Origin of the sequence: Chitinophaga filiformis (genome assembly GCF_900102545.1) — a bacterium.
Classification (GTDB): Bacteria; Bacteroidota; Bacteroidia; order Chitinophagales; family Chitinophagaceae; genus Chitinophaga; species Chitinophaga filiformis.
In genome coordinates this window covers 354,871-376,576 of sequence record NZ_FNBN01000009.1, presented here as the reverse complement: position 1 = coordinate 376,576, position 21,706 = coordinate 354,871, and the positions used below count along the sequence as shown (strand labels likewise).

Sequence of the window (21,706 nt, the reverse complement as noted above, 5' to 3'; positions counted from 1 at the left end):
AAAGAAAGTAAAATCTGCTATCTTTAGTATCTATCAAATCTAACCCGATGAAAAAGTTCCCTCTGTTATGGGCAGTTGCGCTCGTTATATATGCACTGCCGGGTTACACACAATCTACCACATCACCTGCAAACAATGCGTCCTCAACCCTCTGTATCACACATGCGAACCTGATAGATGTCAACATCAGTAAAACACTGGCAGATCAAACCATCATCATTGAGCATGACCGCATACTGGCTACCGGGCCTTCAAAGAAACTGAAGATACCCGACGGCGCTACTGTCATAGATGCCACAGGCAAGTACGTGATGCCCGGTATGACGGATGCGCATATCCATTTTTTCCAGACTGGCGGCTTATATACCCGTCCCGATGGCCTGAACCTCATGGCAGTATATCCTTATGAAAAGGACCAGCAATGGGCGAAAGAACACCTGAGTGATATGATGGCCCGCTACCTGGCATGTGGCATTACTACCGTTGCAGATGTAGGCGGACCATTCAGCAATTTCGCCATCCGTGATAAAGTGAATGCCGATCCCAGAGCTACCAATGCCTGGGTAACAGGCCCGCTGATATCTACCTATCTGCCGCCTAACCTGGATAAAAAAGATCCTCCTATTGTGAAAGTGACTACACCGGAAGAAGCCCGTGAACTGGTACGGAAACAATTGCCCTATAAACCAGACTTCATCAAGATCTGGTACATCGTAGTACCCGGTATGCCAGCGGAAAGCACTTTGCCTATAGTCAAGGCAACTATAGATGAAAGTCATGCCCACGGTCTAAAAGTAGCTGTTCACGCTACTGAGTATGAAACCGCGAAACTGGCTGTTACAGCAGGAGCTGACATCCTGGTGCATAGTGTAGATGATAAAGAACTTGACAATGAAATGCTTCAGCTACTGAAAAATAAACACACGGTGTACATCCCTACTCTCACCGTGATGCACGGATATAAGCGCGCGTTTACACAGCAGTTTGATTTCCCCATGCATGATCTGAAATATGGAGATCCGTTCATGCTGGGCACATTGACAGACCTGCAACATATCGACAAAAGCGTTGTGGGTTTTGAGTATAAAAATCTGCGCAGCCGCCATGTCATTCCTTCAAAAGAAGATACTGTAATGCGCACCAACCTGCGACTGGCACAACAAGCCGGTGTTAATGTAGTAGCAGGTACTGACGCAGGTAATATCGGTACGCTGCATGCCTCTTCTTTTTTCACTGAATTGCAGGCTATGCAACAGTCGGGATTGAGTAGCTGGGAAATCATCCGTTCCGCTACTATTAACGCGGCAAAAGGTTTCGGTAAGGACAAGGACTATGGCAGTATAGAAAAAGGAAAGATTGCAGATCTCCTGCTACTGGAAAAAGATCCTACGCAGGATCTGAATGTGCTGGCAGACATACCCACCATCATACACCGTGGTATACAATTACAGGCAAAGGAACTGCTGACGGTCACACCGGTAATACTGGTGCAGCAACAACTGAATGCCTACAATACCCGGAATATTGAAGCATTCCTGGCGCCTTACAGCGATAGCACGGCTATTTATGACCAGGCCAGCGGCAAATTGCTGATGCAGGGAAAAGAACAGATGCGGCAACGATATGCAGGCATCTTTGAGAAGGCAAAGGAATTACATTGCCAGTTGGTGAACAGGATCGTGATGGGTAATACTGTGATAGATCATGAAAGAATAACTGGTATGGGGGAAAAGCCAATTGAGGCGGTGGCTGTTTATACGGTTGAAAATGGCAAGATCGTGAAGGTTTCCTTTATACGGTAACAGACGCTTTCATTTTATTGCCCGTATATTTACAGATATGAGCGGTGTAACAGACATTTCTACCTTATTGAAACACATGACTCCCCATCTGCAGGAGGGAGAATATGTATTCTGCACGGTGAGTAATCCGGGGCAGATAGATCTGCAGGACGTCATTGGCACTTTCCGGGAAAAAGAAGGTACAACACTTATTCTTTCCCGGAAAACCGCCGACCGTCTTCAGCTGCCTTATACATATATTGCTGCCTGGATCACACTCACCATACATTCGTCACTAGAAGCGGTGGGACTTACGGCTGCCTTCTCCGCTGCTCTTGCCAAAGCGGGGATCAGTTGTAATGTGGTAGCGGCCTATTACCATGATCATATTTTTGTGGCGACAAGCGATGCGGACAAGGCCATGCAGACGCTTAAGTCGCTCAGTACCAATGCCTCTTTATAACAAAAGGATCATTCGCTCCGGTCTTTCTATACCGCTCAGATTGCAGTAAAGGCCGTTGCTGTAAAATAGTTCGTTGACGGTACCGGATGGATACTATTTTGAATTTTTTTTTTATCTTTCGACGTTATACTTAATCAGCTATCCCTAACCGAACCTACATGAAAACTAAAATGCTATCACTGATAACAAGTGCTGTTATCACTTTCTGTACGGGCTCCACGACTGTACTGGCGCAGAAAAAAGGGCTCAATCCGGGTACATTTAACATTGAAAAGAATGGTAGTGTTGTCTCCTCGCATGATATCAGGGGTAATGCCACTATTGGCACCAGTAAAATGGCCATTATGAACCTGGAGTGTACGCTTCGCGATGGAAACAGGACATTGTCCATCAAATTTGACCTGAAGAAAATAGGCGAATTTAAACCGGTTACCGTTTCGCTGGACCAGTCTGCAGGTGATGAGGAATCCGCCAACTTTGCACAGTTCCTGAACTATCCGAAGGATGAATCAGCAGAAACGGAGGCGGAAGCCGCCGGTAAGGATGTTTCCTGCAATGCAGAGAAAGGTACTTTCACGCTCACAGAGATCAGGTTTGATGATGTGAAAGCCTTTATTTCCGGTCATTTCGAGTTCACGGGCAGAAATGACATAGAATCAGGCGCTGAAAAAACGGTCTCCCTGAAAGGTACATTCAGCGGTGTGCAGATCGTTTGTATGGGCCCTCATCCGTGAGTCATTGGAAAATGACTGCTGCTACTGCTTTCACGTAAGAATGGTACTCTCTCCAACAGAAAGAAATGAAAGAAAGGGGATATCCTGTAAGGAGGTATCCCCCTCTTTATAGTTCCTGTCCTGTCAGACAATAAAAGAGGTTTTGTAACTGGTGGACATGCACTACCGGCTGTCCATAGGGTATCAACTGCCCTGGTGCGGCAGCCAGGAATTGAAAGGAATATCCCTGGTCTCTCACATATACACTGTCGTTACGATTGTACTTATAGGAAAAGACGTTTTCATCTTCTCCATGCGCCCTGTCTCCTCTTACAAATCCAAAGCTGTGCAGATATCCTGCATCCAGTGACAAGGGATGTACATTGGCCAGTGACAGTTTACTTTTGGGTAAGGTTGAACTATAGATGAAGCCCTCTAATATACCCTCCACCTCAAACACTGTTTCATTCATATACAGATCATAATACCATACCAGGTTCCCCGGACGCACGTCATTTGCTTCAATCATAATACAATAATTCTCCTGCAAGTATAACGGTATATTCCTATTATTTAACCTTTTCACTGCAGTCGATCTATATTTAAAACGGCGGCCCTTATGTCTGGAGATTGCATGTTAAAGTGGCAAGGAATTTCAACAGCTTACAATAATAAAGGCTGCCCGCACATACGGTGGACAGCCTTTTCTTATATCTGAACGGATAGTTACTATCAGGGCTGGACAGACATTGCCGGCGCTTCTGCAAATGGCTTCAGATCAGATTTCAGTTTCTCAATGACATCGACAAATTTGTCGGCCACGAGCTTGAAACCAGCGTTGGTAGGATGGATCTCATCGTACCAGCTGCCACGGTCTACGATCTCTCTTACATTGATGTAGTAAACCACACCCGGGAATGCAGCGGCTACTTTTTCCAGGCGACGGTTAAATTCATCTACCATAAAGCGGATCAGGGATTCCCTCGCTGCCTGCTGGTGCATATTCTTCCGGATCATATATTTACCCAGCCAGCTGGTTTTACGTGGGTAAAGGTCTGTATCAACAGGTATGATGTAGTCGTAACTGTGCACCAGCATACGCAGGTTTGGGTACCTGTTGTGCAGTTCTGTAAACATATCGGTATACCATGTTTCCAGCTTGTCCAGTTTATCGAAGAAGGTCTTGTTCAGATAACGGGCCGGCGTCATATCATCCTCCGCTGGCGTATCGCGTAAAGAGTACTGGAACTGTTCTCCAAGTATATCATTACCGCCACCGCTGACCAGGAAGATCTGCGCTTCTTCCTCTCTGATGCCCTTCAGGTATTCTCTCTGCTTCATATAGTTCTCCAGCGTATCTCCTGCTTCGGCAAAGCTGCGGATTGCATAAAGTTTGTACAGATGGTCTATGGTATCCAATACACGGATAGGATACTGGAACCAGGAATCGCCTTCTGCCACAATTCTTAACCTGTCGGTCTCCTTTAAGCGTTTATATAATCTCCTCCGCTGACGGCTCTCAATCGCATTAGCTGCCCACAATACTACATCGCCCCACAGGCCTTTTTCACCTTCCGGCACCTTAATTTCAGGTTTCAGCTTCAACCGTGTAGGTTGTCCGTTTTCATCTGTTACCAGGTCATAGTACAAGCCAGCGGCATAGTAAGACGTTTCGTCATATTCCATCAGCTCCTGCAGCATCTTACGGTCTATGTTGTTGAAGTCCGGATTATTGAAGACGAGGTATAAGGTCTGCGTGATCCAACCTTTAAATTCTGCAGGGATATCCTCATCTTCCATTACTGCGCCTTTGGCAACCTCTGTTTTACCTCTTACCAGTCCCTTTTCACGGTCGGCCAGTACATAAGGAGCCGGCAGGCTACCAAGGGAAAGCGCCTTCACATTGAACTCATCTGTGCTGACGATCAGCTTCAGGGTTTCCATGCTCAATGGCCAGTTATACTCCCTTGTAAAATCATCCTGGCGGATAACGATCCTGTCTTTGCCTTTCCTCGCCAGAATAAGCTCTTTGCCGGGGTCCAGCAGCCAGGGATACTGTGGCAGGTATTCCAGGTAACTGCTGAACTGGATTCCCAGGTACAAGGCAGCTACGTACACTGATTGTTGGGTTGTATTGGTGAGCTTTATTTCCATAGCGCCTTCCCATTGTCCCTGACCGGGTTCAAAATCGAAGGTCGCGGTTCCGGTATCTGTGCTGATCTTTTTCCTGCTGCCGTCCGGATAGATCCTGGCAACATCGATCTGTATAGGTTTTTCGGGGAAGCCTTCCGGGATCACGCTGTTTTGCAGTTGTTTGATGAAGTGCCACTGGGAGATGTGTTTCAATGTTTCTACCAGTTCAACATCCCCTTTCTCTTTTGTCAGATCCAGCGGGCGTACTACCGGCCGGAAAGGATCATTGGCCCGGGTAATCACTGCTTCGCCTGATCTGATATGCAGACTATAGTCTGCACTGCGGCCATTCTCCGCAGTTCCTGACTGGAATTCAAACTGACCTCCTGCCTTGCTTTCAATAGCATCCAGCAGTTCGGCCATTTCTGCAGGGTTACCATTGCTGTTGTTCAGTTCAAGTAATATTTTCCCACTCATCAGTCCTTCTGCAAAGGCTTTATGCGCCTTGTTCTGATCGGGTGTTCCGTCAATGGTGATAGCACTGTAATCAATGAACACATTGTCTATCTGAGCTGTCCATTTCTGGTTGACATCGGCAGCATTTACGATAGTGAGCTTTGTATTTTTATCTACGCCATGGATAGCGCCAATATTCAGCTGCCAGCCATGTTTACCGTAAGTGGCTTCAGCAATAGTAATATTATCTGTGAGGCTACGGTTCAGGAAGCCTGTGTACAGCAGTCTGTCGGTATCTCCTGATACATAGATACGCGGCGTCTGTTCAAAGCTGAAACGCAGATACTGCCTTATCCTGCTGCTCAGGTCATTATAGGAAACATTGCCAGTGCAGGCATCCAGAGCGCCCAGCAGTTTTTTAGTGAATACCCCTTCCCCATTTACTTCAACGGCAGACTGGTTGCTTTCGCAGGCGGCCATCTGTATATGAATCCCTTCGGGCAGGAATTCTTCTGTCTTTTTATCCCTGACATCTTCTTCTCTGATCTCATTACTAAAGACAAATTCACTCCACTCACGCTGAGGGAAGGCACCGGAATAACGTGTGTTGTCGTAGATCATACGTTTGATCACCTTGTCTTTACTGAAGGCAGCATTGATGAGCTGACCACGTGTATTATCGCCGGAATGGCAGCAGTCAAAGATCACTACGATATGCGCGGCAGTTTGTTTGTACAGTTTAGCGATCATATAACGCAGTTCCTTGTCTGTCAGCAGGAACTCAGCGGCCTTACTGGTACCTCCGTCATAACATACAATACATTCCAGTTTGCCATCTGTTTCGTCCCACATAGGCGCAGCATCTTCCTGGGTACCGTGACCTGAAAAATAGAACAGGACGGTATCTTCTTTCTTTGCCTGCCCCAGGTGCTCTTCAAATGCTTTCACCACATTGGCCCTTGTTACTTCGGAATCTGTTATCTTTTTGATCTTACAATCAAATACGGTACGGTTCTTCAGGTAGTCTTCCACCTGTTGCAGGTCATGCAGACAGCCGCTCAGTTTACGCACCTGGTCGTATTCATTGATCCCGGCCAGGAGGGCATATACTTTTCCGCTGGACGGTGGGATCTCTTTTGCAATGCCTTCTTCAAATTCGAAAGGATTATACCCTTCATTATCGGTTGCTTCCGGCGCTCCTTCTTCAGCACTGTTTTCATCAACAAACTGTGCAGCGATGCCACCTTCAGTGGTTAGTCCGATAGATAATTCCCTGGCTGCAAAGTTCAGTGAACGGGCAGTAGCTACAGGCGTAAACTCTGCAGCCGTTACCCCGCTGATCAATGTTTCCCAGTCAAAGGCAGGACCGATGTCCCATTTGCCGGAAGGACGATAGTTAATATGCGATACAATGCCTCTGAATGTCAGTACATCATTCGTAGTGCTATATCTTTTATCCTCCGGCAGGAACTGGCGGGGGATATTATATTTAGCGGTCAGATAACGGAGCAGGATGATAGTGCTCTCTATTTGTTCAGGCGTATAGGAAGCATAATAGGACTGTTCCCTGAAAGGTTTATCGATCTTCAGATAAGCAGCGGTATTACTCAATGGGCAATATTCATCAATAGGTCCCGGTTTACCATTTTGCGGAGCGCGGGAGTAAATGGTTTCGAGGTTTCCATCTCTGGGCACGAGATATGCGTAGTTAGAGAGCTCGATACCGATGGTCACCTTATCCTGTGCATTGTTTGTACCCTGATTTCCCAGGCCGGCTCCCAGATGGCCCGACCAGTTGCCCGAAGGAAATAACTGGTAGATAGTACCGTCCCGGGCAATGACAAAAGGTACGGAAACATGTCGTCCCTGAGTGGTCAGACTTAGCATATCGGACTTCAGATTACCAGCTGTAAAATGCAGTACTATCCGATCCTTTGTATGCGTGTCGGGATAGAAATAATTGCTACGGTCTGGTTTGTACAATTGTCCCTTGAGGATCAGTTGTTCATTGGGAACCTGCAGGGAAAATGGCGTAAGGAATGGAGCCGCTTCACTCTTGAAACGAGCTTCGATCTGGGGTAAAGAATCGTATCTCATGCCGAGGTAGAGTTTAAATATGGGGTATTGATAATAAATTACTGGTACTTATGTCAAGGCTATATACTCTGTAAACGTGTGATGCTTAAAATAACTGATTTTTCAATTGGTAACAAAGCGCGTCGTCTCCCCCAAATATATGACTTTAAGTTCAGAATCAGCGCTTTATCCTGCTTTCAGGGATAGAAGTTAAAGATGTGCCTGTATATTTATTTACCCCCTTTCTTACGACAAGTCTACAGTAACATGCTATTCTCTTTCAATAATTAATTATTTCAGAGATATAATAGTTTGGTAGATAATAGTCTTGGGGAAACAGCTAAAAATAAGCAGGATTTTAGCGATAAAAGAGGTTAATACTTTCTCTTTATTTAAAAACCTTAGTCATGAAAAAACATCTCGCAACACTCGGTTTGCTGATCGTATCCGGTGTGTTTGTTTACTTCCAGGGCATGCCTGGCCCTTCCTTTGCTGCCAAGGCTGCCACGAATCAGGCATACACTACTTATAATGATCAATTCAGACAGGATACCATACCTCGTTCTGATACATCCAGACATAAGATGAAGATGAAGCACAAGATGAAAAAAGACAGTACCTGGCGTAAAGACAGTATTCCCCAGTAAGAAATGAAAAAGAAAGCCTTCTGCCCTTGCAGAGGGCTTTCCTGCTTTATCACTTATCCCTTGTGTTTCGTCACATTTGTCCCATCTGCATCCCGTTCTTCCTTAGTATTGCGATCAAATCAACTACCACTATGAGACGCATATTTTTCCTCTCAGTCATCATGCTGAGCGGGATGTTTTCCTCAGCGCAGAACAGGCTCGGAAAATTAAACATCTATTTCAACAACATTTTGCGTACGGAAAGCATGAACGGGAATATACTGCTGGCTGAGAACGGACGGACTATCTATCAAAGGTATTTCGGCTATGCAGACATTCCATCCGCCAGCACAAATGATATCAACGTACGCTATAATCTTGCCTCTATATCCAAAATTTTCACATCAACAGCTATCCTGCAGCTGAAAGAAAAAGGGAAGCTTCAGCTGGGAGATACCTTTCAGCATTATTTTCCTGCATTCCCTTATCCTGGTATAACGATCAGGCATCTGCTGACGCATACGTCCGGTCTGCCTGACCTGGAATTGTATGAGCCGCTGGTAAATCAGTTTCCGGATACTATTATTACGAATGATATCATCATTCCCACACTGATAAAGGAAAACAAACCGCTGTATTTTCATCCTGGTGATAAGTTTGATTACTGTAATATGAACTATTCCTTACTGGCAATGCTGGTGGAAAAGCTTAGCGGACTTTCATTCAGTGAATATCTCCGGACATCTATTTTCCAACCTGCAGGCATGCTGCTGACCTATTGTGTAAAGACATCTTACCAGCAATCACAAACAGGAATAGCTACACCGCATACAATGGCTGCGTACTATGACACTGCGTACTCTCCTGTTTTCCAGTTGCAACGCTACCGCTATACCAGCTATAATAACAGTTCACCGATAGGAGCATCCAATATTATTACAACCATCAGTGATCTGCAATTATTTGACCGGGCTTTCTTTGATGGTAAACTGTTAAGTGCTGCATCAATTGCAGAAGCTTTAACGCCTCTCAGGCTAAATAATGGCGATACTTACTGGGACCATATGGATACCATGCTGGGAGAAGGCAGAGGTAGTTATGGGCTGGGCTGGGAGATCTTTGAACAACCGGGATTTGGAAGATCAGTGGGACATGGTGGCTTTCTGATTGGACTGGCTACTTTTTATTTCAGGAACATTGACAGGAAACAAACTATTATCGGGTTTGATAATGTTGCAGGCCCTGCTTTTGGCAACATTATTACCTCTGCATTCTATATCATGAATGATCGGCCGCCCATGCAGCTGAAGATAAAAACATCTCTTGTCAGACTGTTCGCCCGCACTATGGTGCAATATGGCGTGGACAATGCCATCACTTGTCTGACTAGTCTAAGAAGTGATACCAGTAAATATTATTTCAGTGAGCGGGAGATGAATCAGCTGGGGTATGAGTTTCTTTATTTCTCTTCATTTCCCGATCATCTTCAATTTGCTATAGAAACCTTTAAGGTCAATATGCTGCTTTTTCCTGACAGCTATAATACTTACGACAGTTATGCGGAAGCACTGTCGAAGGCAGGCAAGAAACAGGAAGCCATCCTTATGTATCAGAAGTCCATTGCGTTAAACCCGGACAACCAGGGCGGCATAAAAGCGCTGAAACAGTTACTCAGCCAGCTGTAGCACTCTATCCGTCCTGTTTTGAAATAGTGTGGCCGTGAAACAGCCACACTATTCGTTTTATTATCTGTTATTCAGTTCTGCTATCAGTGCCAGCAGATCAGTACCTGATACAGGCTGCAGATCGAAGGCCACCGGAGAATAGTTTGTACCCGCAGCAGGAGCATCGATCACTACATCCTTCAGTTCAGCATAAAACTGTCCGTTCAGTGCAGTAATTGCCAGGAATGTACCTTCCTGTCCTATGGGAACGATATTCTGATAACTCAGGAAGCCCTTGAAGCCGGCGGGTGCATCCAGGATCAGGTTATAGAATTTGACCACGGAGTTGATGTTCCTGGGTTTGAAGAACAACAAACTTGGCTGCTCGGGAGAAGAGTTGGGTGTATCATCATTAAATACATTAAAGTACCCGAGCACGGTTGTTCTTGGTCCGCCAACCGTATTAAAAGCATCGCAGTTACTCCAGGTAAGCAGATCGGTCAACTGAAAATCAAGTGTGCCTGTAGTTGAATTAAACAGCGCAAAGTTAGGCGCCTGAGTCCAGTCAATGCCTGGATTCTGAGCGACAGGCTGCGCTACCCTAATGGGCTGATTCTGGTAGTCAAAACCATCAATAGCCACAAACACCGAGGTATCACCATCCCACATAGGAACAGGCGCCTGCGGGCGGAATTCTCCTATTGGCACCACCTTTACGGTGATAGGAGTTGCCAGGGTAAGATCGGCGCCTGCTTCGGTAGCACTGACAAAGTATTCACCATAGGAAACCAGGTAATCACCCGCGGTGGCCGTGGGCCTGTCAGTGAGTACGAAATCTTTGGGAGTCCGTACTTCCCGGATAGCTACGGTTACCAGACCAGCGGGCAGTGAGCCATCCTTTCTGCGGAAGGCGCCTGCGGGGATGATGTAGCTGTTTCCATTCCGGGTCTTGATGGTGCTATTTTCCCGGGATTGAATAGTGAAAAACTGCGTCTTAGGGGCTTCTTTCTTAAAGAGGTCGGCTAACAACAGCGCATCCTTACTGGGGGCCAGTGCCGCTGCGGCAGTGTTGTTATTTAATTTGAGTCTTTCTTCTGCAGATTGTTTTTTACAGGCAGTAAAAACAGCAGCGATGGTTATTAGCAAAGCGGGTACTTTGACAAAAAGGGATTTCATATTTATTGGTTTGATTAGGAATTTCCGGGTTAATTATCTACCGCTATATATGGGTGGTGGTATATGCTATACAATAATAACTACAAAGAACTGAAATACAGCCGCACTGAATAAAACAGGCTGCTCACCTGAGATGAGCAGCCTTCAATGAGTAATATTTTAATTCATATGCTTCTTTACGTTGTTTATATACACAGGTACTGTTGCATGGCTTCCTTCTTATAGTCTGTAAAACTTCTCCCGGAAAAGTTCTTAAAGAATTTACTGAAGTGTGCGATATCATCAAAGCCAAGGCTATAAGCGATTTCCTTCATACTTGAACCAGAATAGGTAGCCAGCCTTTTTGCTTCCAGCACTACACGCTGGCGGATATGATGACTTGCCGGGAAACCGGATACTTTTTTCACCATTTCATTCAGGTGATTAGGGGTTACCGCCAGTTCATCAGCGTAATCTGCTACCAGTTTAAAGACCATGTATTTCTCTTCCACGATAGAAAAGAACTTGTTGACAAGGGTCCTGTTGCCCTGCTTTGACGGAGGCTGGGCAGCGGGCCTGTACTGACGGGTAAGGTAGATCATAAAAATATTCAGTAAGCCTCTGAGGATTTCCGATCGCAGCAGGAAAAAGTTATCGAATTCCTTCAGCATTTTCACCACCAGGTCTTCCATTTCTGTCCGCACATCTTCATTCAGCCGGATCACTGTTGTACCGGTCAGCTGGCGAAAAGAGTTGGAATGAAAGATCAGGGATGCGTTCTCTTTTGGCATGAGCAGGAATTCCTGACTGAAGGTAATGACATAGCCTTTTATATTCCTTTCGGGTTTAAACTGATGGACTTGTCCCGGGGTAAGACAATACACCTGGTTGGGACCTACTTCATGCTGTTCGTTATCTATCCAATAATGACCAGTTCCTTCCGCTACCCATATCAGCTCAAAACTGTTATGCTGATGTGGTGCATTACTTATAAGATGGCTGTTGGCAACATCATCTTCCAGTTTATAGATGCCGAATGGAAAATGAGTTTTCTCCGCCTGCAAGGGGGATTGTGCTGTGTGACGGTTTAGAGTGGTTTGCATATTACAGTAAGTTTGTGACATAATGTGTGGTTAATGGTTCCGAATTAATGACAATGTGCTTGTAGGAAAACAAATCATATACCACTCATTTAATCATATGATATACAGTCAATTGATATTTTTTCATCAACTAACAATTAACTATATTTAGCGATTCCACTGGTTTTATTCGTTTTATTTGGCGAAAAATGCTCTCCTTTCCCCCGGGACTCCCTGTCTATAGCTGTTCATCAGAACCGGCCACACTTCCGGCTACCTGCTCCGACATTTCGCGCAAAAGTCGCGATATCACGAAATATCGTGTTTTCTGTTTGCCCTTAAACGAAATAACGCACTGAGTATCAACACACAAAACTCAGGCATATAATTGGAAACTGCTTTGGCATAAACCCACTGTTATATGAAGTTTCCAGAATATCGCTCATTGCTGAAACCTGAAAGTGCAGATGCTGCCCTTCCTTTCATGATACATTCCATTCATAAAATGCGGGCCGAGGTAGCAGCTCACAACATGTTTCCTCATAAGCAGCGCTATGTTGAGATCATCTGGATCATCAAAGGTGGCGGTACCCTTGTGATGGACCTGGACAAATTTACCCTGCAGGATAATAGTATTTTTTGTGTCACACCAGGGCAGTTACATCAGCTGAAAGAAAATGAACAGACGGAGGGATATATTATCTCTTTTAATGAGGCCTTCCTGCACATGGGAGATCAGGACTTTGACCTGATGTACAATTCCGGTCTTTTTCAGACCTTTTCCAGGTCGGCAGGCATCCGGCTGGATGATGACATTGCGGAAGAAATGCAGGAGATAACCCTTAAAATGCTCAAGGAAAGTAATAATACGTATCTCTTCAAGACAGAAATGCTGCGGCGTTACCTGAAGATATTTCTGATCTATGTGGCCAGACAGTTCCAGGGACCCATGCAGACACTGATGCAAACCAGGAACCTCGAGCTGACGGAGAAATTCAAGTCGCTGGTAGAAACACATTTTAAAACACACCGGAAAGTGGCAGATTATGCGAAGCTTTTGGCAGTAACGCCCAACTACCTGAATGAGATCATTAAGAAGACAACCGCCTACCCTGCCAGTCATCACATCCGTCAACGTATTGTACTGGAAGCAAAGAGAAGAATTGCTTACTCTGACGAGTGTATGAAAGAGGTGGCCTGGCACCTGGGCTTTAGTGATATCGCGCATTTCAGCAAGTTCTTTAAGAATGCGACCGGCACCACTTTTACTGAGTTCAAAAAAGAATGCCTCGTTCTTACCACCGGCTGAGTATCAGGACTGGTGGGTATTCCCGGCAATCAAACATTTATTTTGCACCGGGTTGTAAAGAAGGCATAACGTCCATAATTAATACAAGTGAATCCTTAATTCCTGCATTGCTCTAAAACATATGATTTTTCATCTTTGCAGTGTTATCAATAAGATATCGGATCATCAGCGAAAAATTAAACCTGATATTTTTATCAAGTTGGCATTGGTTACCAAACGGCTGTTTCTCTTCAGAAACAGCTTTTTTTATAGTTGACAATAAAAATAAATAGCGCCACAGAGCTGCGGCGCTATTGGGTTACAAACATTATATCTACCTATTACAACTGTCCTTGATTAATTGTCTATTTCCATCCACCTCCCAGGCTTCTGTACAATTCAACAGAAGCGCTCAGCTGCTGACGGGTAATGTCAGCCTGTGTCAGTGATGCTTCGAGCGAACGGCTTTGTGCGGTGACTACTTCCAGGTAATTGGCCATTCCACTGCGGAACAGCATTCTTGCCTGTACTACGGCCAACTGCAGGGTATTCACCTGTTCGGACACTATTTGCTGCTGGTCTTTCAGTTTATCCAGTTTTACGAGAGAATTAGACACCTCTCCTATTGCATCCAGGGCTACCTGTCGGAATCTGATCACGGCTTCTTCACGTTGCACCTTTGCTACTTCCAGGTTTGCTTTTAGCTGTCCCCGCTGAAATATAGGCTGTGTAATACTTCCGGCCACGGTGCCAAACAGGGAAGCAGGCAACGTAAACCATTCACTGGCTTTGAAGGCATTGACACCTCCGCTTGCAGTGATATTCAGTGAAGGGTACATGCTGGCCTGCGCCACACCTACTTCCGCATTAGCGGCCTTCACGGCCATTTCCTGCGCTCTTACGTCCGGGCGGTTGCTGAGCAGTTCAGCAGGTATGCCTGTGGGCAGCAGCTCCCGCAAAGGAGTACCTGTAAGCGTAGTATTGTACACGATTGTTCCGGGCAGCTCACCAGCCAGGATGCGCAATGTATTCTGCTCGATGGCCTTAGCCTGTTCCAGCTGAGGTATCAGCAGGGCGGCGGTTTGTCGTTGTGCCACTGCCTGTTGTACCGCCAGTTCGGTTGCTTCACCGGCGGTCTTCTGCAGGCGTATCATTTGTACGATAGTATCGCTCAAAGCCATGTTGCTGCGGGCAATATTCAACTGAGCGTCCAGCATGAGCAGATTATAGTAGCTGTTGGCGATGTCTGCCACCAGCCCTGTCTGTACGGCATGCATGCCTTCATACGTTTGCAGGTAATTGGCCAGTGCTGCTTCCTTACGGCGTTTGATCTTTCCCCATACATCAATCTCCCAGGACAAACCTCCGCTGAGGCTATAGTCTTCGATATGATCTGTGCCCAGGAAAGTATTCAGACTGGTACCGTTTAAACTGTTCTTTGAAGGGATGGAAGTGGACGCTGCCGCCTGGAGATTCACAGTGGGCAGCCAACCTAATTTTGCCTGTTTCAGGTATGCCTGTGCCGTTTCTATGCGTTTCAATGCCAGCTGGAGATCATAATTCCCGCTCAGCGCCCTTCCTATTAATCCCTGTAGAGTGGTATCTGTAAAAAATTGTTTCCATTCTATTGTTGCAATACTGCTATCTGCCTTTGTATTGCCTGCAACGGCAGTGTCGCTGTACTGAGCAGGCAGCGTCACCGCGGGCCGCTCATAATTACGGCCCACCCGGCACGCTGCAAATCCTGCAACTATAAAGAAAGAGACGATTGGTATCCTGATATATTTTAGTGTCATCCTGTTTTTCTTTATGCTTTAATATTAAGTGCGCTTATACTGTTGCATCTGACGCCAGTTCCGGCGCCGCAGTTTTCAGCGGTTTGCCGCTGATCTTTTCCTGTAAATACTGGAAAACGATGAACAGCACCGGGATAGCAAAGACGCCCAGTATCACCCCTGTCAGCATACCTCCGGCAGCACCGGTACTGATGGAGCGGTTACCCAGCGCAGAAGATCCTGTTGCACGCATCAGCGGCGTCAAGCCCGCCACAAAGGCGAAGGATGTCATCAGGATAGGACGTAAACGCAGACGGGATGCCTCCAGTGCTGCTGCCAGCAGTCCCATACCGTTACGGCGCCGTTGTACGGCATATTCCACGATCAGGATGGCGTTTTTCGCCAACAGTCCTATCAGCATGATCAACCCTACCTGTACATATATATTGTTGTCGATACCGAACATGTTGATGAACAGGAACACGCCGAAAATACCCAGCGGGATTGACAGTATTACGGAGAATGGCAGGATATAACTTTCATACTGTGCTGACAGCAGGAAGTATACAAACACAAGACATAACAGGAAGATGATACCTGCCTGTCCGCCTGCCGCGATCTCTTCTTTTGTCATACCTACCCACTCATAAGAGAAGCCCCTTGGCAGGTATTGCTGCGCTACTTCTTCTACTGCCTTGATGGCATCACCGGAACTATAGCCAGGTTTAGGCTGTCCGTTGATGGTCACGGCATTAAAGAGGTTGTTACGGGTCACTGTTTCAGGGCCATACACCCTTTCCAGCTTAACGACAGCGTTTACAGGCACCATTTCTCCGAGGTTATTCTTCACATAGATCTCATTCAGCGATTCCGGTTGTGCACGGGAAGGCGCTTCTGCCTGTACGATCACGCGGTAATATTTACCGAAGCGGTTGAAGTCAGATGCAAAGGTGCTACCGTAATATACCTGCATGGTCTGCAGTACATCTGATACAGATACACCTAACTGTTTAGCCTTTGTTTCATCTATCTCCAGGTTGTATTGCGGGTTGCCTGCATTGAAAGTGGTAAACGCGAAAGCAATTTCCTTACGCTTCATCAGTTCACCGATAAAACCATATGCCGTATTGGCCAGTTTGTCGAGCGGGCCACCGGTACGGTCCTGCAGGATCACCTCAAAACCATCCACGTTACTGAAGCCCGGTACTGTTGGCATGTTGAACATAAAGATGCTGGCTTCCTTGATATTGGCAAGTTTTGCCTGCATCATACCCATCACATCTTTCAGGTCTTTCGCCTTTCCACGATCCTCATGCTTTTTCAGTTTCACAAAGCCAATCGCATAAGCAGAGCTGTTGGAGTTGGTGAGCAGGTTGAAACCGGAAACACTCAGGTAAGTATTCACTGCTTCCATTGCTTTCATCTCTTTCTCTACCTTATTTACTACTTCCTGTGTACGTTGCAGGGAAGTACCCGGAGGCATGGTCACAGAGTATACTACGAAGCCGTTATCTTCCGTGGGAATGAAGCCGGTAGGTGTTTTCTTCACCAACCAGACAGTCACACCCAGGATCACCAACAGTATACTGATAGGAATCCATTTACGTTTCACCAGGAAACGTACGCTGTTGATGTATTTATTGGTCACTGCTTCAAAACCTGTGTTGAATGCGTTAAAGAAACGCTTGCCAAATCCTTTGGTATAAGCGGCGCCGTGTACATCCTTGCTATGATTATTTTTCAGCAGCAGGGCACACAAGGCTGGACTCAAGGTCAACGCGTTCAGTGCGGAGATCAGGATCGCAATGGCCAGTGTAAAGGCAAACTGCCGGTAGAATACCCCTGCAGGTCCCTGCATGAAACCAACCGGGATGAACACGGCGGCCATTACCAGGGTAATAGAGATGATTGCTCCTGAGATCTCCTGCATACTGGTAATCGTTGCTGCACGCGGCGTCATATTAATATGCTCCATCTTCGTATGCACCGCTTCCACCACTACAATGGCATCGTCCACCACGATACCAATGGCCAGTACGAGCGCGAACAGTGTCAGCAGGTTAATGGTAAAACCAAACAGCTGCATAAAGAAGAAGGTACCGATAATGGCTACAGGCACTGCGATAGCAGGGATCAGCGTAGAGCGGAAATCCTGCAGGAAGATGAACACCACGATGAATACCAGTATAAAGGCTTCTATGAGTGTGTGTTTTACCTGATCGATAGATTCATCCAGGTATTCCTTGGTGCTATAGATATTGAAGTAGTCAACGCCCTGAGGGAAGAGGCCTGCAGCCTTTTTCATCAGTTCATTCACCTGTGTCTGGATCTCATTGGCGTTTGAACCGGCGGTCTGATAGATCGCGATACCAATACCATATTTACCATTCACGTGTGTATCACTACTGTAGGTAAAGGAACCAAATTCAACACGGGCCACATCTTTCAGTCTCAGGAGAGAACCGTCAGCATTTGCTTTCAGCACGATGTCCTCATATTGGGCGTTCTGGTTACGTTTACCCTTATACTTTATTACGTATTCGAAGGCTTCCTTGCTGCTTTCGCCAAAGCGGCCGGGAGCAGCTTCCAGGTTCTGTTCCCTGATAGCGGTCAATACATCCTGTGGGGAGAGATTGTTGGCGGCAAGGCGGTCAGGACGTAACCATATACGCATGGAATAGTCTTTCGCACCAAACACCATTGCCTGTCCGACCCCGGTTACACGCTGTATTTCCGGGATGATATTGATCTTCGCATAGTTCTGCAGGAATTTCTCATCATATTCTTCCTGGTCGCTGATCAGGTTTACCACCATGATCATACTGTTCTGTTGTTTCTGCGTGGTGATACCCGCGTTCACTACTTCCACGGGAAGCAGGCTGGTAGCTTTGGAAACACGGTTCTGCACATTCACAGCAGCCAGATCGGGATCTGTACCCAGTTTGAAGTATACAGTCAGGGTCATGGAGCCGTCGTTGTTGGAAGTGGAAGTCATGTAGGTCATGTTTTCCACACCATTCACCGCTTCTTCAATAGGAGTGGCTACAGAACGGGCTACGACTTCCGCGTTCGCACCAGGGTAAGAGGCTGTAACAGCTACGCTGGGCGGGGCGATATCGGGGAACTGTGTAACAGGCAAAGTGCTCAGGGATAGTAATCCCAACAACACCAGGATGATGGAAACCACCGTTGCCAGTACGGGCCTTTCTATGAATTTTCTTAACATAATCTTGTTGCATTTTTGTTTATCCGGATGTCTGAAGCGTAGTCGCCTGTGCGGCCTTCTGTGTGCCGTTAAAAAGGGCGTACGCTGCTGCTTAAAGGCACTACTTAAAGCGGCCTTACTTTCAGCAGACTATCCAGTGATATTGGTTGTGGTTGTATGACAACGCCATCGCGGAGACGGTCTAAGCCTGTATAGACAATAGATTCTCCGGGTGCTACACCTTTTTCCACGAAATAATAGGCGTTGCTTTTACCTGCTACTCTGATTGGTTTGCTGACTACTTTATTACTGTCGCCAACAGTAAAGATGAATACTTTGTCCTGCAACTCAAATGTAGCTTCCTGTGGCACCACCAATGCAGCAGGAAATGATTCAGAGATTTTCACTTTGCCGGTATTACCGGAACGCAGCAATCCGTTAGGGTTCGGAAATACAGCACGGAAGCTTACAGCCCCCATTGTTTTGTCGAACTGACCTTCCATGGTTTCAATACGTCCTTTCTCCGGATAGATAGAGTTGTCGGGCATTACCAGTTCCACAGGAGGTAATTGTTTTACTTTGTCTGCGATGGTATTGCCTTTCACTTTGTCTTTAAACTGGAGGAAGTCTACTTCACTCATGGAGAAATAAGCATACACTTCATTCACATCTGAGAGCAGTGTGAGTGGTTGTGTTTCACTACGTCCTACGAGGCTGCCTAGTTTATAAGGAATACGGCCAATGTAACCGTTTACAGGAGCAGTGATAACTGTATAACCCAGGTTGATACGTGCGTTGCCTACCATTGCCTCTGCCTGTGCTACGTTAGCTTTTGCAGCCTGCAGCGCAGCTTTGGCGGTTTTCAGCTGCACATCAGAAACAACATTATTATCTACCAGTGGTGTGAGTCTGGATACTTCCAGGGCCGCTTTTTCTTCATTGGCCTTTGCAGCTTCGAGGCTGGCGGAAGTATTACTTAACTGCTCACGGTAAGGACGGTCGTTGATACGGAAAAGTGGCTGGCCTGCTTTCACATAAGCACCTTCATCTACGAAGATCTTGTCGAGGTAGCCATCTACCTGTGGGCGGATCTCTACGTTCACTCTACCTTCGAGAGCGGCGTTATATTCACGGTAAGTAGTAGCAGGTACTGCTGCAGCCTTGAACACAGGCAATGCAGTGGGTGGAGGGGCTCCATCTGATCTGGCGGAAGAAGAGGCGCAACCTGATAATACTGCCATAACTATTAAGCTATAGAGAAAGCCTGCCGGCTTTTGTTTGTAAATAATCTGAAATAAGTGGTTCATACGGTTTGTTTTTCTTGATAGATGACAATAGCGATCCGGTCTGTAATCCTTATTGGCGATTTCAGATACATGACGGAGCTATGGGCAAATCCTGCCTTAGCCCTTTCCGAGGTGGAAGGAAAGGAAAACAGTTGTCACGTAGTTTGCACTACGGGGTAGATTTACGCTTAAAGAATTTTTAAAGACTGCTAAGTAAAATATAGTTTCCGGCGGTTAGCAGAAAGAGAATTTGAACTTCATGAGCTTGCGGTTTTAGTTTGACGGTTGCTAAAACAGTTTATTCCAATCAACCACAAAAGTAGATCGTATGGATTTGAAAATCGTTTAACAAATTACGGTATTAGTTGTACTTTTCCCGGATGCTTCTCTGAAAAGAGGCTGGTGTAGCGCCTGTATGTTTTTTAAAGAAGCGGTTAAAATAGCCATCATCTTCGAAATTCAGTTGTCCTGCTATTTCTTTGATACTATGATCTCCCCAGTACAACAACCGTTTTGCTTCTGTGATACGTTTTTCATCAATGATCTGTTTTGCTGTTTTTCCCATGGCTGATTTGATGGTATCATTCAGGTGTCCTGGTGTTACGAACATCAATTCTGCATAATGGGCTACCTGCGTTTTATCTTTATAATGCAGGTCTGACAGTTCATTAAATTGCCGTACGATGCGATTGGGCAGTGTATCTGACTGAATAGATGCAATATCCAGCTGGGGCAACCTTGCGGTTGCGGCCATAAAAGATTTCAGCTGACTACGGATGATCAGATCACTAAGCGGCTGCGGGTTTTCTGTTTCTCTCAGCATTAAGCGGGCGAAGCTCATTAGCTCTTTCAACTGACCATCTGTCAGCTGAATGACTACCTTTTCAAACAGGCATCCCCAGCATATCATACCACTGGCAGCTGTTTCCGGTATCAGGAATTCCTGCGAAAAAGAGATGTTCACAATTTCTGACAAGCTATCTCCACTATGCTGATGTATCTGGCCGGGCGACAGCATGATCAGCGCCGGGGCTTTCACGGTGTATTTTTCGAAGTCAATATATTGTATGCTTTCTCCTGACAACAGCAGGGTAAGGCTGAAATTTGAGCGTCTGTGTGGCTCCGACATATCTCCAGGCTGCACCAGGTACGTTGTACGATCGATATGAAATCCTCTCACAGGATTACCGGGCCTGTTAACGTCGGCATAGTTGTAAACGGGTATCAATACATTATTCCTCATAACACTTGGCGATTTGTTATTAATAATGGTTTCACTAACAGTAAAAAAGGTGATCAGGCAGATCTGATTAGACTAATTGATCGGACAGAAGCAGGCGGTAACAAGTAGTATTAACGTATAGTACAATTATAATATGGTGGTACAAAAGTATAAATTCCATCCACATTTTCTAGCAATCCATTGAATTTTAATTTATAGCTTGATAAATTAATGCTATACGATTCATGCTACTTTTCAATACCGTATTTAATTAGCCGGCTAAATAATAGGGTAAAAAAAACCTATTCTTCTTCTTCGATATTGTCTAATACCTGCATTAATAATCTCCTGAGCAATACCTTTTCTTCTGTGCTCATATTCTTTACAATCTGTTGTTCCAGTTTATTCCAGGTAGTATCTATAATTTCGGTTGCTGCTTCTGTGCCCTTTTCTGTGAGTTTTACCCGGACAACCCGCTGATCAGCACAGCATTTTTCTCTTGTCAGGAAGCCGTTCTTTTCCAGTCTTTCGGCCATTCTTGTCACTGTTGCCGGGGTAACGTCCAGGTTTTCCGTGAGTTCGTTCATCGTCATTTGGCCTCCGCATAGCAGCTGGGCGAGGAAGTGCTCCTGACCAGCATGGAGGTTGTAGGCGGCCAGCATCTGGTTGCCTTTATTCCTGTGTACCTTGCAGATCTGCACGAGCAGGTGGCTGATGGTACTGCACATCATCGGCTTGTTCATGGAACAAATATAATATTTAGCCGGCTAAATAAAAGTCT

15 protein-coding genes are annotated in these 21,706 nt (G+C 45.9%); 6 read left to right on the top strand and 9 right to left on the bottom strand.

Annotated features, from left to right (window positions below):
- Positions 1-47: 47 nt before the first annotated feature.
- From BLR32_RS28805 to BLR32_RS28795, 3 genes are all read left to right on the top strand, one after another.
- The gene (locus tag BLR32_RS28805) at positions 48-1,802 is read left to right on the top strand and encodes an amidohydrolase family protein (RefSeq protein ID WP_089837206.1); all 1,755 of its coding nucleotides are present in this window, start codon (positions 48-50) and stop codon (positions 1,800-1,802) included.
- A gap of 37 nt (positions 1,803-1,839) precedes the next feature.
- Positions 1,840-2,244 (top strand): ACT domain-containing protein, encoded by a 405-nt coding sequence (locus BLR32_RS28800; protein WP_089837205.1) that lies wholly within the window; start codon positions 1,840-1,842, stop codon positions 2,242-2,244.
- A gap of 158 nt (positions 2,245-2,402) precedes the next feature.
- Positions 2,403-2,978 (top strand): hypothetical protein, encoded by a 576-nt coding sequence (locus BLR32_RS28795; protein WP_089837203.1) that lies wholly within the window; start codon positions 2,403-2,405, stop codon positions 2,976-2,978.
- Between the two features lie 106 nt (positions 2,979-3,084).
- Here the strand turns inward: BLR32_RS28795 and BLR32_RS28790 are convergent, their stop codons facing one another.
- Together BLR32_RS28790 and BLR32_RS28785 are read right to left on the bottom strand one after the other, a co-directional pair.
- Positions 3,085-3,486 (bottom strand): hypothetical protein, encoded by a 402-nt coding sequence (locus BLR32_RS28790; RefSeq protein ID WP_089837201.1) that lies wholly within the window; start codon positions 3,484-3,486, stop codon positions 3,085-3,087.
- A 203-nt stretch (positions 3,487-3,689) separates the two neighbouring features.
- Positions 3,690-7,643 (bottom strand): caspase family protein, encoded by a 3,954-nt coding sequence (locus BLR32_RS28785; protein ID WP_089837199.1) that lies wholly within the window; start codon positions 7,641-7,643, stop codon positions 3,690-3,692.
- 386 nt (positions 7,644-8,029) lie between these two features.
- On the opposite strand from BLR32_RS28785, the gene BLR32_RS28780 reads away from it, so the two are divergent.
- Together BLR32_RS28780 and BLR32_RS28775 are read left to right on the top strand one after the other, a co-directional pair.
- Complete coding sequence (locus BLR32_RS28780; protein ID WP_089837198.1) at positions 8,030-8,269, top strand: hypothetical protein; 240 nt, start codon at positions 8,030-8,032, stop codon at positions 8,267-8,269.
- Between the two features lie 131 nt (positions 8,270-8,400).
- Positions 8,401-9,933 carry a serine hydrolase domain-containing protein gene (locus tag BLR32_RS28775; protein ID WP_089837196.1) on the top strand — a complete coding sequence of 511 codons (1,533 nt, stop codon included), beginning with the start codon at positions 8,401-8,403 and terminating at the stop codon, positions 9,931-9,933.
- A 60-nt stretch (positions 9,934-9,993) separates the two neighbouring features.
- Here the strand turns inward: BLR32_RS28775 and BLR32_RS28770 are convergent, their stop codons facing one another.
- The gene (locus BLR32_RS28770; protein ID WP_089837194.1) at positions 9,994-11,088 is read right to left on the bottom strand and encodes a hypothetical protein; all 1,095 of its coding nucleotides are present in this window, start codon (positions 11,086-11,088) and stop codon (positions 9,994-9,996) included.
- Positions 11,089-11,273: 185 nt separating this feature from the next.
- Positions 11,274-12,170, bottom strand: coding sequence for an AraC family transcriptional regulator (locus tag BLR32_RS28765; protein ID WP_245705544.1), 897 nt, complete (start codon positions 12,168-12,170; stop codon positions 11,274-11,276).
- 400 nt (positions 12,171-12,570) lie between these two features.
- On the opposite strand from BLR32_RS28765, the gene BLR32_RS28760 reads away from it, so the two are divergent.
- The gene (locus BLR32_RS28760; RefSeq protein ID WP_089837191.1) at positions 12,571-13,458 is read left to right on the top strand and encodes a helix-turn-helix domain-containing protein; all 888 of its coding nucleotides are present in this window, start codon (positions 12,571-12,573) and stop codon (positions 13,456-13,458) included.
- Between the two features lie 344 nt (positions 13,459-13,802).
- Here the strand turns inward: BLR32_RS28760 and BLR32_RS28755 are convergent, their stop codons facing one another.
- The 5 genes from BLR32_RS28755 to BLR32_RS28735 form a co-directional block, all read right to left on the bottom strand.
- Positions 13,803-15,233: an efflux transporter outer membrane subunit gene (locus tag BLR32_RS28755; RefSeq protein ID WP_089837189.1), complete on the bottom strand. Its 1,431-nt coding sequence runs from the start codon at positions 15,231-15,233 to the stop codon at positions 13,803-13,805.
- A 34-nt stretch (positions 15,234-15,267) separates the two neighbouring features.
- A complete protein-coding gene (locus BLR32_RS28750; protein WP_089837187.1) occupies positions 15,268-18,438 on the bottom strand; it encodes an efflux RND transporter permease subunit in 3,171 nt (1,056 codons plus the stop codon).
- A gap of 104 nt (positions 18,439-18,542) precedes the next feature.
- Positions 18,543-19,724, bottom strand: a complete 1,182-nt coding sequence (locus BLR32_RS28745) for an efflux RND transporter periplasmic adaptor subunit (RefSeq protein ID WP_089837185.1) — start codon at positions 19,722-19,724, stop codon at positions 18,543-18,545.
- Between the two features lie 340 nt (positions 19,725-20,064).
- On the bottom strand, positions 20,065-20,946 hold the full coding sequence (locus BLR32_RS28740) for a helix-turn-helix domain-containing protein (RefSeq protein WP_089837183.1): 882 nt from the start codon (positions 20,944-20,946) through the stop codon (positions 20,065-20,067).
- 281 nt (positions 20,947-21,227) lie between these two features.
- Positions 21,228-21,668, bottom strand: coding sequence for a MarR family winged helix-turn-helix transcriptional regulator (locus BLR32_RS28735; protein ID WP_089837180.1), 441 nt, complete (start codon positions 21,666-21,668; stop codon positions 21,228-21,230).
- Between the last annotated feature and the right edge of the window lie 38 nt (positions 21,669-21,706).